Below are 12,367 nucleotides of genomic sequence, written 5' to 3' on the forward strand. Positions count from 1 at the left end.
GCCTTGCCTGCATGAGCACTGCATCGACCGGGGATGGGCGTGGGAACCGAGTCCGAGCCGGGTGGTGGCGTGGCGTGCTGGCCCTGCTCGCGGTGAGCCTGCTGGCCGGGTCGGTCGCGTGTGGCGCGGATGCCGGTTCCTCGCACGGTGGGCACGGCCCGACGACGGCGACGCTGACCGATTTGGATCCGGTGCCGATCGGGCCGGAGCCCACGCCCGCGCTGCCGGTGACGGTGCGTTCGTTCGACGGCGCGGAGGTCACCGTGACCGACGCCTCCCGCATCATCGCCGTGGACCGCTACGGCACCCTCGCCCAGACCGTGTACGCGCTCGGGCTGGGGCCGAAATTGGTGGGCCGCAGCACCTCGGCGGCGTTTCCCGCGGTGCGGGAGGTACCCAATGTGGCGGGCGGCAACGGGTCGCTGAACATCGAGTCGGTGCTGGCGCTGCGGCCGTCGGTGTTCTTGACCGACACCACCAGCGCCGCGCCCGCGGTGCGCGAACAGCTGCGCGCGGCCGGTGTCACCGTCGTCTACTTCGACCCGGAGCGCACGATGGACGGGGTGGTGCCGCAGATCGAGGCGGTCGCGGGCGCGTTGGGAGTGGCGGACCGTGGGCAGGCGCTGGCGCAGCGCACCCGCGACGAGATCACGGCCGCGAGTGCCGCGGTGCCCGCCCAGGATCCGCAGCTGACCATCGCGTTCCTGTACCTGCGTTCCACCGCCATCACCATGCTCGCGGGCCCGGGGTCGGGGGCGGACGCGTTGATCGCGGCGCTGCACGCGCGGGACGCGGGCACCGTCGCCGGGTTGACCGAGCCGTTCACCGCGATCACCAGTGAGGCCATGATCGGCGCGGCGCCGGATGTGCTGCTGGTGATGTCGGACGGGCTGAAGTCCGTCGGCGGTGTGGAGGGGCTGCAGAAGGTGCCCGGCATCGCGCAGACTCCCGCCGGGCGCGACCGGCGGGTGGTGGACATGTCCGATGCGGTGCTGCTGAGTTTCGGGCCCAACACCGGGCGGGTGATCGCGGCGCTGAGCGCGGCGGTGTACGGCACCGGGCACGCATGAGCCTGTCGGAGACCGAGGCGGCGCGGCCGCCGGTGACGCCTGTGCCGAAGTCGCGCAGCTGGTCGCGGCTGGTGCTGGTGTTCGTGGCCGCGCTGGCGGGGCTGGTGGCGCTGGCGCTGGCGTCGGCGGCGATCGGGCAGGTGCCGACGACGCCCGCCGAGGTGGCGGGCAGCGTGCTGCATCGGATCGGGCTGGAGATCGGGCCGATGCCCGCGCATCCCTCGGGTGAGGTGACGCTGTGGGAGGTGCGGTTCCCGCGGGTGGTGCTGGCGGTGCTGGTGGGTGCGGCGCTGGCGACAGCGGGTGCGTTGTTGCAGGGTGTGTTCGCCAATCCGCTCGCCGAGCCGGGCGTGATCGGGGTGTCGGCGGGTGCGGCGGTCGGTGCGGGCACGGTCATCGTGGTGGGCGGGGCGTTCGTGGCCGCGTGGTCGGTGGCCGCGGCGGCGTTCGTCGCGGGGTTGGTGACCACGTTGCTGGTGTATCTGCTGGCGCGTTCGGGCGGGCGGACCGAGGTCGTGACGCTCGTGCTCACCGGGGTCGCGATCAACGCCTTCGCCGGCGGGCTGATCGCGCTGCTGTTGTTCGTCGCCTCTCCCGCGGCGCGCGACCAGATCGTGTTCTGGCAGCTGGGCTCGCTCAACGGGGCCAGGTGGGAATCGGTGGGGGTGGTGGCGCCGCTGACCGCGGTCGGTGTCGTCGCGGCGGTGCTGCTGGCGCCGCGGCTGGATCTGCTGGCGCTCGGGGAGTCCGCGGCCCGGCATCTCGGTGTCGACGTGGAGCGGCTGCGCCGCAATGCGATCGTCGTGGTCGCGGTCCTGGCCACCGCGGGTGTCGCGTTCACCGGCATCATCCTGTTCGTCGGGCTCATCGTCCCGCACCTGGTGCGGATGCTGGTCGGGCCCGCGCACCGGGTGCTGATCCCGCTGAGCGCCATCGTCGGCGCGGTGGTGCTGCTGGCCGCCGACGTCACCGCCCGCTCTCTGGTCGACAACGCCGACCTCCCCCTCGGCATGCTCACCTCCCTGATCGGCGGCCCCGTCTTCTTCTGGCTGCTGCGCCGCACCCGAGCCCGCTCCGGAGGCTGGGCATGACCGCACGTTTCGTTCGTCGAGTGGCACATGGCCGCGGCGGATGCCGAGAAGAGCTCTCGATGGTGTGCCACTCGTGGCCGGGAGGTGCAGGGTGAGCTTGTTGCGGACGGTGCACGAGTTGCCGGGGTGGCCGCAGAAGGGGGATGCGACGGTGCGGGCGGCGGGGGTGAGCGTGCAGCGCGGAGGTGGCGGGCAGGCGCGGCTGGTGCTCGACGGTGTCGACTTCGAGGCGGTCGCCGGGCAGGTCGTGGCCCTGGTCGGGCCCAACGGCGCTGGCAAGTCGACGCTGCTGGCCGCGCTGGCTGGGGAATTGGCGCTCAGCGCGGGCGCGGTCGAGCTCGACGGGCAGCCGTTGTCGCACTGGACGACGCTGGACATGGCCCGGCGGCGGGCGGTCTTGCCGCAGACCCACACCGTCGGCTTCCCCTTCACCGCGCGGGAAGTGGTGGCGATGGGTCGCGCGCCCTGGGTGCGCACCGAGCGCCGCGAACTCGATGAAAAACAGATCGCCGCCGCGATGGCCGCCACCGACGTCGAACACCTCGCCGCCCGGTCGTTCCCGACCCTCTCCGGCGGTGAACGCGCCCGGGTCGCGCTGGCGCGAGTGCTGGCGCAGGACACCGCCACGCTGCTGCTGGACGAGCCGACCGCGGCACTGGACCTGGGGCATCAGGAGGCCGTGCTGCGCTTGGCCGCCGCCCGCGCCGCCGAAGGCGCCGCCGTGGTGGTCGTCCTGCACGATCTCGGTATCGCGGCCGCCTACGCCGACCGGGTCGCCGTGCTGGACTCCGGCCGCATCGCCGCGGACGGGCCACCCCGCGACGTGCTCACCACCGAACTGCTCACGCGCGTCTACCAGCACCCGGTCGAAGTGCTCGACCACCCGGTCACCGGCGCCCAACTGGTCCTGCCGGTGCGCCGCTGAACCCGAGCCACTGCGGTGGCCGTGGCTCGGCGCCGCCGATCCACTCGCTTCGGCGGGTACTCGACGCACATGCCGAGGCGTCGCCTCGCCGACACCGGGGTGCGCGCGAAGTGCCGCCGCGCACCCGCAGCCACGCTTCGCCGTTCGTGGCGGTGGGGAGGCTCGAGGTGAGCGTCGTCGTGGTACAGGGCGGCGCGCCCGGCCGGACGGGCGCTACCGCCAGATCAGTTTCAGCACCGCGGGGGTCAGCAGCATGCGGATGACGGTGGCGTCCAGGATCAGCGCGGCGATCATGCCGTAGGCGATGTACTTCATCAGCACCAGATCCGAGAACCCGAACGCGCCGGTCACCACGATGAGGATCGCGGCGGCGGAGGTGATCACACCGCCGGTGTGGGCGATGCCGTAGCGGATCGCCTCGGGCGCGTCCGCACCGGCGTCGCGGGCCTCCGACACCCGTGACAGCAGGAACACCTCGTAGTCGGTGGACAGCCCGAACACCACCGTCACGATCAGCGCCAGCACCGCGAACATCAACGGCCCCGGCGTGAAGTGGAAGACCCCCGCACCGTGACCCTGCACGAACATCCAGGTCAGCATGCCAAGGGTGGACACGAGGCTGAGCGCGCTCATCACCACCGCCTTCAGCGCGAGCACCAGCGACCGGAACGCCGCGTACATCAGCGCCAGCGCCGCCGCGACGAGCAGGGCCAGCAGTGTCGGCAGGCCGTCGAGCAGTCCGTTGATGCTGTCGCGTTCCAGCGCCGGCACACCGGCGACCATCACCCGCACGCCGGGTGGTTCGGGAATGGCGCGCAGTGCGGCGATCACCTCGTCGGCGTCGCGTTTGTCGGCCAACCCGGCGGCGAGCACGTTGAGGCCGTCCTTGGTGGGCGCCGCGGGCTCGAAGCGTCCGGTCAGGCCGGGGATGCGGTTGGCGGCGTAGCGGATGTCGCTGAGTTGCTGCGGATCGGCGCCGACCACCACCAGCTTCAGCGGTTCGGTGCGGAAACTGGGAAACAGCTCGTCGAAACGTTCCTGCGCTACCCGGGCCGGGTTGTCGTCGGACAGATAGCGTTCGCTGAGCCCGCCGAATTCGATGTGGCGTATCGGGATGGCGAGCGCGAGCAGCGCGAGCACGATCGGCACGGCCACCGCCCACGGCCTGCGCATCGCCCACAGCGCCAGGCGGGAGAAGAATCCGGCGTCGATCTGGGCTTCGGTTTTGCTGCGGGAGAACCGTTTCCAGCCCAGGAAGTCGATGCGGCGCCCGACGATGCTCAATGCCGCGGGCAACGCGGTCACCGACAGCAAGGCCGCCAGCAGGACCGAGCTTATGCCGCCCAGCGGCACCGAGCGCAGCACGCCGTTGGGGAAGATGAACAGCGCGCCGAGGCTGAGGGCGATGATCGCGGCCGAGAACAGCACGGTGCGCCCGGCGGTGGCGACGGTGCGGGCGGTGGCTTCCTCGACGGTGTGGCCCGCGGCGAGCTCTTCCCGGAAGCGGGTGACGGTGAACAGCCCGTAGTCGATCGCCAGTCCCAGGCTGACCAGGGTCATCACGGCGCTGGCGAAGACGTTGACGTCGATGTGGTCGGTCAGCAGCCGCAGCCCGCCCTGGGTGCCCAGGATCGTCATGCCGCCGATGAGCACCGGCAGCAGCGCCCCGATGACGCCGCCGAACACGAAATACAGCAGGATCGCCACCAGCGGCAGGGCGATCATCTCCGCGCGTTTGATGTCGCGCTGCATGCCGGTGTTGATGCCTTCGACGATCGGCTGCAACCCGGCCAGTTGCACGGTGGTGCCGCCGGGACCGCCGCCCGCGCGTCCGGCGCCGAGATGGTCCTTGATCGCCGCGTAGTTCTCCACCGTCGCGGTGCCCGAGCCGCGCAAGCCGACGCTGGCGAAGGCGTGGGTGCGGGAGGCGTCGGTGGCCTGGGCGGAGAACGGGCTGTCCCAGTAGCTGTCGATTTTCTGGATGCGGTCGGGGTAGGTGGCCAGCAGTCCGGCGAGTTGCCGGGTGACCGGGCCGCGCACGGCCGGGTCGTCGACGGTGGCGCCTTCGGGGGCGGTGTAGAGCAGGATCAGGTCGCTGTCGGTGTCCCGGCCGAAGGTGCGGTCGGCCAGTTCGGCGGCGGCCACCGATTCACTGCTCTCATCGAACCAGCCCTCCTGGGTCAGCCGACCGGACAGGTCGCGGCCGTACCAGCCGGAGACCAGCACGAACAGGACGAAGAAGGCCAGGACGAGGTAGCGGTTGCGGTGGACGAACCGTCCCCACCGCAGTGATCCGGAACGGCGCATCGCGTCGCAGGCCCGGTCAGCCGCAGGCCGGGGTGCGGTAGTCGGCCGAGCGCAGGATGCCGCACAGGTCGGTGCGCGAGATCTTCCACTTGCCGTCGATGAGCACGAAGTGCACGACCGTGGTGCGGACGGCGGCGCCGGTGCCGTCCTTGTCCAGGCGCATGGTGGCGGTCAGGGTGCCGTCGTGGTTGTCGAACACCGGGTCGGTCACGCCGTAGACGGCGCGCGGGTTGTCCTGCAGCGCCCTGTACATGTCGGGGATGGCTTGGCGGAAGGAGTCGCCGTCTTCGATGAGGGCGGTGCGTTCGCTGTCGGGCAGCGCCGGGTCCAGTGCCCGCTTGATCTGGGCGTCCAGTTCGGCGGCGGTCGGCAGCGGCGGGTGCGCGGCGCTGGAGGAGGCGGCGATCGAGGACGACAGCGACGCGTTCGCCGACGAGCGGGCGGCATCGACCGCGGCATCGTCGGTTCCGCTGTCGCAGGCGGCGGCCGGCGCGGCCAGCAGCAGAACGGCCGCGGTGAGCGCGGTCCGGGCGAGTCGTGTGCGGGTCATCACTTCCTACATACCTTCGATGACGGAGCTGATCCGTCCGAGTAGGGCACGCACGGTCGTGACGTCCCGTTGCGCGGCGGTCTCGATCGTCGCGGTGTCGGGGATCATATCCCGCACCAGCGCGGCGACACTGCGCTCGTCGTCGAGGTCGATGTCGGTGACCGTGGCTTCGGCGACCGCGAGCACGTCCTCCGGGCCGGGGACGGCGTCGCCCAGAGCGCGGCGGTAGATCTCCAGCCTCAGCGTGGCGCGCACGGTGCGGAAGGCGAACGGGTACCCGTCGGCGGTGGTCCCGAACCCGTGCGCGAACGCGCCGACGGTGATGTCGTCGATAACAAACCCCGACGGATGGTCGGCTTTCAACCCGGATCTCCCTATATCGGACGGTGTGGACTCCACCGTAACGCCGGGCACCGACATTCCGCTCGAGCCGACACCCCGGTCGGTCGGTTGGTTACGCCATCATGGTCAGATGGTGAGATAGCGGAAAATTCGTCGGTAGAAGGAGTTCGGTGGATGCGCCCTCGCGGCTCGGTCGTCTCGGCATTCGCGGGTGCGGCGGTGCTGGTGCTGCTGGCCGGATGTTCCGGTGCGGGCGGTCCCGACCTGCCGACCAGGGATCCGGCCACGGCCGCGGTCGCGCCCGCGGTGACCACGCCACCCGCGGGGCGGGTATTGCCCGCCGGTCCGATCGCCGCGCTGGAAGCCGACTCCGGCAGTAGGTTGCTGGCCACCCTGGACGGCACCGTCCTCACCGTCGTCGACCCGGCCGCCGACCAGCCGGTGGTCCGCACGGTGAACCTGCCCGATCGCGCGAGTGGTCTGACCCCGGGCAGGCCCGGTGAGATGCTGGCGGCCGCGCCGGGCCGGGTGCTGCGGGTGGATCTCGCCTCCGGTGCGGTCACGGCGGTCGCCGTAGACGGCGACGTGCGGTCGGTGCGCGCACGCGACGACGGCGGGTTGCTGGTCGGCACCGCCGACGGCCGGGTGCTGGAGCTGGGCCCCGGCGGCGAGGTGACCCGCACCGTGTCCGGGCTGGTCTCCGCCGACGAACTCGCCGAAGCCGACGGCAAGCTGACCGTGCTCGACCGGCATCAGACCGCGATCTTCGAGGTCGATCCGGGCAAGAAGCGCCCCGGATTGGCGCTGCGGGCCGGGGACGGGGCCACCGAACTGATCGGCGACGCCCGCGGCCGGTTCGTGGTCACCGACACCGCCGGTGGCGAGCTGCTGGTCTACACTGCCGGACCGCTCGTGCTGCGCCAGCGTTTCCCGGTAGGATCTTCGCCTTACGCACTCGCCTACGATCAGCGGTCGGACACCGTGTGGGTGACGTGCACGCAGCGCAACGAGGTCATCGGATTCGACCTGTCGACTGGTATACCGAAGGAAGTGGGCCGCTACGCCACCGTCCGGCAACCGAACTCGGTGGCTGTCGAGCAGAGCACCGGTGATCTGTTCGTGGGGTCCGCGACCGGCGACGGTCTGCAACGGATCGGTGCGGACGATCGGAAGAGAGGGCACTGATGGCTCGGACACCACGCGCGGGCGAGAATACCGCGGCAACTGCTGATCCGGCAGCGCACCGGGGGCGCGGGCGTGCGCTGCCCGCGGGCTGGGAAACCACGAGTGACGACTACGAATACGTGCCGCTGCGGCTGCCGCCGGATGTCACGCGGGTGACCGCGTCCATGCGGCTGGCGATCCAGGCCGAGTTCGGTGGCTGGGAACTCTCGCGGGTGCGGGCCTACACCGACGGCAGCAGGCGGGTGCTGCTGCGGCGGCGAAAATCCGCACTACTACCCCAGCCCGAACCCGGAATGTGAGCCGATGTACGCCCTGCTACTGCGACTGATGTTCCTGGTCGCACCGGAACGCGTCCACCACCTCGTCTTCGCGGTCATGCGGTTCGCCGCATGGGTTGCGCCGCTGCGCTGGGCGATGAGCAAGATCCTCGTCGTCCGAGATCCGATCCTGCGCGTCGAAGCGTTCGGGGTCGAGTTCCCCGCGCCGCTGGGTCTGGCCGCCGGTTTCGACAAGAATGCCGACGGCGTCGATGCCTGGGCCCCGCTGGGGTTCGGTTTCGCCGAGATCGGCACCGTCACCGCCCAGGCGCAGCCGGGCAATCCCGCGCCGAGGCTGTTCCGGTTGCCCGCCGACCGGGCGCTGATCAACCGGATGGGCTTCAACAATCACGGCGCCGCCGCGGCCGCCGACCGGCTGCGCGCACGGCGCGGCGAGGTGCCGATCGGCGCGAACATCGGCAAGACGAAGATCGTCGAACCGGAGGCCGCGGCCGCGGACTACGCCACCAGCGCCGCGCTGCTGGGGCCGCTGGCCGATTTCGTCGTGGTCAACGTCAGCTCGCCCAACACGCCGGGTCTGCGTGATCTGCAGGCGGTCGAATCGTTGCGCCCGCTGCTGCGGGCGGTGCTGGACAGTGTGCGGGTGCCGGTGCTGGTGAAGATCGCGCCGGATCTGTCCGACGAGGACATCGACGCGGTGGCCGACCTGGCCGTCGAACTCGGCCTGGCGGGCATCGTGGCCACCAACACCACCATCCGGCGCGACGGGCTGCGCACCGACGCCGCCGAGGTGGACGCCATGGGCGCGGGTGGCCTGTCCGGTCCGCCGGTCGCCGACCGTTCGCTCGAGGTGCTGCGGCGGCTGTACCGGCGCGTCGGCGACCGACTGGTGCTGATCTCGGTGGGCGGCATCGAAACCGTCGACCAGGCGTGGGAACGCGTTCTCGCCGGTGCGACGCTGTTGCAGGGCTACACCGGGTTCATCTACGGCGGCCCGTTCTGGATGCGCAGGATCCATCGGGGCCTGGCGCAGCGGTTGCGCACCGGGGGCTACGCCGGTCTCGGTGAGGCCGTCGGCGCGGAGCACAAAGCGCACGCCTGAACCCCTGGCCTCAGCCGTGCACGAACGGCGGTTCGGGAGTGCGGGTGCGCCGGGTCCGTGGACCGTGCCCCGGCGGGGCCGGATCTCCCTTCGGTCGCAGTTCCTGCCCCAGACGCGCCGCCATTCGCTTCGCCAGCAGGATCACCGCGTGATCGCGCAGGATGCCCAGGTGGTCGGCGTAGACCTCGACGCGGGCCTGGGTCATGCGGTCGTGCACGAGGGTCGGGTCGCTGAGCAGTTCGTCCAGCCGCATGCCGGCCAGCGCCTGGCTGTGGGTCAGCCGCCGGTCCGGTAGCCAGCTCAGCCGCCAGCTGTCGGTCGCGTCGGTGTCACGGCAGGCCGATTCCGGGGTTATGTCACTGGTCATCGTCCATTCGGTGGTGTGGATGGTCATCGCAGTCTCCGGTGCAACAGGTGGAGTGAGGCCGGCTCCAGGGTGCTGAGTTCGATGATCACGAATGCCTCCAGTCGTGCATCCGCTGGTGCGGCGCGGTGGCGTGCCGCACCGTGGTTTCTGCCGGTTCGGTGGGCACGATGCTGCGTGCCCGGGCCGATGAAGTCCGCTGCCCGGCCGGGCGGTCCAGGGGGTGGCTCGCAGTGCGGCGTCCGGGGCGCCCGCAAGTGGGTCGTGGGGTGCGGCGGGGTGTGCGAGTTCCGGTCGGCGCGGAGATGGCCGCCGTTCGGTCCGGTCGAGCCGCGTAGCGGCGGCGGGGCTGAGGGGGCGGGCCGATTGCGGGGCGTGGTCTGCGTGCCGGGGCGCCGGGGCGGCGCGGGCGATGACCGGTGCGTTGTCGCGCGGAGTGTCCGGCGGCTGGTTCAGTCCATCACCGGCTTCGGCACCAGCTCGGTATCTGCTCCGGCGGGGCGGTGTTGCCGTCGCCGTCGAGACTGCCGTATCTGAAGAATCATTCTCATCACCAGCCCTCCCGATGCCTGGTGGTGCGATGGGGATCGCCATATCCAGTGTGGCATTTGCCGTTCCCCGGGCGCAATTGCCGTTGTAATTTGGTAATTGACAATTTGCCCGCTGGCTAAACCCGATTTGCGTGGCCAACATGCGCACGACGCCCTGGTGTCGCGCCGAAGAGGAGGGTGGCATCGCCATGGTCCCGCAGGATTCGGGAATGGTTGCCGTTCGCAATATCCTCACCCGGCTGTGCAAACGGTCCGGCTTGAGCTCGGATCGGTTGCGCAGCACCGAAATCGACGTACTGCCCCTGCTGGATCTGCTGGCCGTGCGGCAGTACGCGCGACGCGCGGGCGTCGACCGGGAAGAAGCGGTGCTGCCGCTGGTGCGCGACCTGGCCCGCAGTTTGGAGCCCACCCACCGGCTCGTCGTCGATGCGGAGCTGTCGCTGGGGCTGCTGCGCGAAAACCCGCCTGCCGGTGTCGATCCCGACCTACTCTACGCCTCGGATCTGGGCGAACGGCGCGAATACCTCGCCGCCCGGTGGGCGGCGCTGCACGAAGCCCTTGGAGCGCAGCCGGTTCCGGGCACGCTGACGGTGCGTTCCCTGCGCGGGGCCCCCGAACGCCGCGCGTTCACCGAACTGGCCGCGCAGCTGGCCACCGCCTCGGTGTTCGACGGAGCGCATGTCGTCGAATTCCCCGCCTCCGCGGAAACCGCTGTCGCCGAACCGGATCCGGTGGACACCCGGGGGGTGGTCACCGTGATCGGCGACGCGGTCATCGACCACATGTACGCGGTCGACCGTATTCCCGGGCCCGGTGGCACCACCCGCGGCGGCTACGGGGAACATCCCGGCGGCAAGGGGCTCACGCGCGCGGTCGCGGCCGCCCGGCTCGGGCTGCGGGTGCGGCTGATCTCGGCGGTCGGCGACGACGACGCGGGCGACCGCATCCTGGAATACCTGCGCAGCGAACGCGTCGACACCGAACTGGTCAAGGTGGTGCCCTACGCGCCGACACCGGTGACCGCGGTGATCGTGGCGGGCACCGGCGCGGCGAGCACGATCGGCTGCAAGGACGAGCGAATCCGGTTGAGCGCCCAGGACTTGCGCAGCGACGCGATCCGCTCGGCGCTGGCCACCTCGGATGCGGTGCTGCTGACCTTCGAACAACCCACCGGGGTGATCGAGCAGATCATGGCGGAGTTGCGCAGGCTGCCGCGCCGGCCGCTGGTGGTCGTGCATCCGGCGCCGCGGCTGGATCGCCCGCAGTATCTGTATCAGCATCTCGGTGTGGTGGACTACCTCGTCGGCGGCGACAAGGACCTGCAGGCGCTGGCGATGGCCGACGGCGCCGCGTCGTGCGGTGAGCAGACCGCCACACGGCTGCGCGCGCTGGGTGTGGGGGCGGTGTGCGCGATCAAGGATTTCCGGTGCGCGGTGTGGTCTGAGCAGGTCAGCGACCGTTTTCAGCCGTTCCCGACGGCGCTGGACGACTCGGTCGGCGCTCACGCTGCCTTCTCCGCCGCCCTGGTATATCGTCTCGTTTCGACGCGCCGCCCCGCCGCACGCAACGACTACGTCTGGGCGACCGCCGCAATGGTGGCGACGCAATCGATCGGGGACGTCCCCGGGGCGATGCCACTGGTGAGTGAGGTCGAGCGAATTTTCAAACTCGCTACGGAGGAGCATTGACCAACGTTGTGGATCCTGCCGACACCGAGCATCGGTTTCGTCGCAATGGGCATGATCTGCGAGTTCGGGTGGTGGAGTTGAACGGGGACGACGAGCGGGGGCATCTGCTGCTGTTCGGCGCGGTCGCCGACGGTTGCCTGGTGCGGGTGCACTCGCGCTGCCTGTACGGGGAGGCACTGCGGTCGCAGGATTGCGACTGCGGGCCGGAGCTGGACAAGGCGCTGGATCTCATCCAGGCCGCGGGTTCAGGAGTGCTGGTCTATCTGGAGCAGGAAGGCCGCGGGGCGGGGCTGATCGTCAAGGCGCTGGGCTACCGCGAGAGCGAGCGTTCCGGCGCGGACACCTTCACCAGCTACGAAAACTTGGGCTACCCGGCCGATGCCCGCACCTATGTGGCCACCGCGCGTGCGCTGGCGGATCTCGGACTGCGTTCGGTGCAGCTGCTGACGAACAATCCCGCCAAAGTCGAAGCGCTGCGGCAGGAGGGGTTGCAGGTCACCGCGGTGCCGTTGCGAACGCGGGCGCTGAGCGAGCGTGCCCGCGAGTACCTGGAGGCCAAGCGCACCCGGCGCAAGCACTGGATCCCGACCGATGCGGTCCCGTGGGCGCTCGAGGAGCGCGACGGCGACCCCGAGCAGCCGTTGGCCGTCGACCCGGTCGTGATCACCCCTGGTGAGAACCTTCATTCGCGTCCCGGGCCCGGCACCGCGCCGGATCTGATCGGTGCCTGAAGGATTGTTGAAGTTCGGCCCCCGCGATTCCCGCCTCTGGCTACCATGAGTGAGCCGCGCCACACGTGGCGCGCCGACTCGTGAGAGACTGACATTGCATTCGCCGCATCATGTCAGGGTTCGAGTCTCGGATCGGGATCGGGCGCCGGCGGACACCGGCGGTCGGTTCACGCCAGCGATATC

Annotated in this window: 12 protein-coding genes; 8 read left to right on the plus strand and 4 right to left on the minus strand. The window is 70.7% G+C overall.

Translation table 11 applies throughout. From position 1 onward, the window contains the following. Nucleotides 1-11: 11 nt before the first annotated feature. From IU450_RS34660 to IU450_RS34670, 3 genes are all read left to right on the plus strand, one after another. Nucleotides 12-1,070, plus strand: coding sequence for a heme/hemin ABC transporter substrate-binding protein (locus tag IU450_RS34660; RefSeq protein WP_195153941.1), 1,059 nt, complete (start codon nucleotides 12-14; stop codon nucleotides 1,068-1,070). Continuing rightward, the gene (locus IU450_RS34665) at nucleotides 1,067-2,161 is read left to right on the plus strand and encodes a FecCD family ABC transporter permease (protein ID WP_195153942.1); all 1,095 of its coding nucleotides are present in this window, start codon (nucleotides 1,067-1,069) and stop codon (nucleotides 2,159-2,161) included. Before IU450_RS34660 ends, IU450_RS34665 begins: the two co-directional genes overlap by 4 nt. A gap of 91 nt (nucleotides 2,162-2,252) precedes the next feature. Continuing rightward, nucleotides 2,253-3,086 carry a heme ABC transporter ATP-binding protein gene (locus tag IU450_RS34670; protein ID WP_324197933.1) on the plus strand — a complete coding sequence of 278 codons (834 nt, stop codon included), beginning with the start codon at nucleotides 2,253-2,255 and terminating at the stop codon, nucleotides 3,084-3,086. A gap of 213 nt (nucleotides 3,087-3,299) precedes the next feature. Here IU450_RS34670 and IU450_RS34675 read toward each other — a convergent pair whose 3' ends face one another. From IU450_RS34675 to IU450_RS34685, 3 genes are read right to left on the minus strand one after another with little or no spacing between them, the layout of a single operon-like run. Continuing rightward, nucleotides 3,300-5,393 (minus strand): MMPL family transporter, encoded by a 2,094-nt coding sequence (locus IU450_RS34675; protein ID WP_195153944.1) that lies wholly within the window; start codon nucleotides 5,391-5,393, stop codon nucleotides 3,300-3,302. Between the two features lie 16 nt (nucleotides 5,394-5,409). Then, a complete protein-coding gene (locus tag IU450_RS34680; protein ID WP_195153945.1) occupies nucleotides 5,410-5,943 on the minus strand; it encodes a hypothetical protein in 534 nt (177 codons plus the stop codon). A 6-nt stretch (nucleotides 5,944-5,949) separates the two neighbouring features. Beyond that, nucleotides 5,950-6,306 carry a hypothetical protein gene (locus IU450_RS34685; RefSeq protein WP_195153946.1) on the minus strand — a complete coding sequence of 119 codons (357 nt, stop codon included), beginning with the start codon at nucleotides 6,304-6,306 and terminating at the stop codon, nucleotides 5,950-5,952. Between the two features lie 153 nt (nucleotides 6,307-6,459). On the opposite strand from IU450_RS34685, the gene IU450_RS34690 reads away from it, so the two are divergent. Genes IU450_RS34690 through IU450_RS34700 form a run of 3 tightly spaced genes read left to right on the plus strand, consistent with a single transcriptional unit; the run spans nucleotide 6,460 to nucleotide 8,850 of the window. Then, nucleotides 6,460-7,470 (plus strand): SMP-30/gluconolactonase/LRE family protein, encoded by a 1,011-nt coding sequence (locus IU450_RS34690; RefSeq protein WP_195153947.1) that lies wholly within the window; start codon nucleotides 6,460-6,462, stop codon nucleotides 7,468-7,470. Further along, nucleotides 7,470-7,769 (plus strand): DUF5703 family protein, encoded by a 300-nt coding sequence (locus tag IU450_RS34695; RefSeq protein ID WP_228835549.1) that lies wholly within the window; start codon nucleotides 7,470-7,472, stop codon nucleotides 7,767-7,769. The genes IU450_RS34690 and IU450_RS34695 overlap by 1 nt, the downstream gene beginning before the upstream one ends. A 4-nt stretch (nucleotides 7,770-7,773) precedes the next feature. Further along, nucleotides 7,774-8,850: a quinone-dependent dihydroorotate dehydrogenase gene (locus IU450_RS34700; RefSeq protein ID WP_195153948.1), complete on the plus strand. Its 1,077-nt coding sequence runs from the start codon at nucleotides 7,774-7,776 to the stop codon at nucleotides 8,848-8,850. A gap of 10 nt (nucleotides 8,851-8,860) precedes the next feature. On the opposite strand, the gene IU450_RS34705 is transcribed toward IU450_RS34700, so the two are convergent. Further along, nucleotides 8,861-9,244: a hypothetical protein gene (locus IU450_RS34705; RefSeq protein ID WP_195153949.1), complete on the minus strand. Its 384-nt coding sequence runs from the start codon at nucleotides 9,242-9,244 to the stop codon at nucleotides 8,861-8,863. Nucleotides 9,245-9,974: 730 nt separating this feature from the next. Here IU450_RS34705 and IU450_RS34710 point away from each other — a divergent pair. Together IU450_RS34710 and IU450_RS34715 are read left to right on the plus strand one after the other, a co-directional pair. Continuing rightward, nucleotides 9,975-11,453 carry a carbohydrate kinase family protein gene (locus IU450_RS34710; RefSeq protein WP_228835550.1) on the plus strand — a complete coding sequence of 493 codons (1,479 nt, stop codon included), beginning with the start codon at nucleotides 9,975-9,977 and terminating at the stop codon, nucleotides 11,451-11,453. Further along, nucleotides 11,450-12,184 (plus strand): GTP cyclohydrolase II, encoded by a 735-nt coding sequence (locus tag IU450_RS34715; protein WP_195153950.1) that lies wholly within the window; start codon nucleotides 11,450-11,452, stop codon nucleotides 12,182-12,184. The genes IU450_RS34710 and IU450_RS34715 overlap by 4 nt, the downstream gene beginning before the upstream one ends. Nucleotides 12,185-12,367 lie beyond the last annotated feature (183 nt).

Source organism: Nocardia abscessus (assembly GCF_015477775.1).
Lineage (GTDB): Bacteria > Actinomycetota > Actinomycetes > Mycobacteriales > Mycobacteriaceae > Nocardia > Nocardia abscessus_A.

Bases quoted from the DNA above. Each gene is read 5' to 3' on its own strand.
- IU450_RS34660 (WP_195153941.1), top strand. From the start codon at position 12: ATGAGCACTGCATCGACCGGGGATGGGCGTGGGAACCGAGTCCGAGCC.
- IU450_RS34690 (WP_195153947.1), top strand. From the start codon at position 6,460: ATGCGCCCTCGCGGCTCGGTCGTCTCGGCATTCGCGGGTGCGGCGGTG.
- IU450_RS34700 (WP_195153948.1), top strand. From the start codon at position 7,774: ATGTACGCCCTGCTACTGCGACTGATGTTCCTGGTCGCACCGGAACGC.
- IU450_RS34665 (WP_195153942.1), top strand. From the start codon at position 1,067: ATGAGCCTGTCGGAGACCGAGGCGGCGCGGCCGCCGGTGACGCCTGTG.
- IU450_RS34710 (WP_228835550.1), top strand. From the start codon at position 9,975: ATGGTTGCCGTTCGCAATATCCTCACCCGGCTGTGCAAACGGTCCGGC.
- IU450_RS34695 (WP_228835549.1), top strand. From the start codon at position 7,470: ATGGCTCGGACACCACGCGCGGGCGAGAATACCGCGGCAACTGCTGAT.
- IU450_RS34680 (WP_195153945.1), bottom strand. From the start codon at position 5,943: ATGACCCGCACACGACTCGCCCGGACCGCGCTCACCGCGGCCGTTCTG.
- IU450_RS34705 (WP_195153949.1), bottom strand. From the start codon at position 9,244: ATGACCATCCACACCACCGAATGGACGATGACCAGTGACATAACCCCG.
- IU450_RS34675 (WP_195153944.1), bottom strand. From the start codon at position 5,393: ATGCGCCGTTCCGGATCACTGCGGTGGGGACGGTTCGTCCACCGCAAC.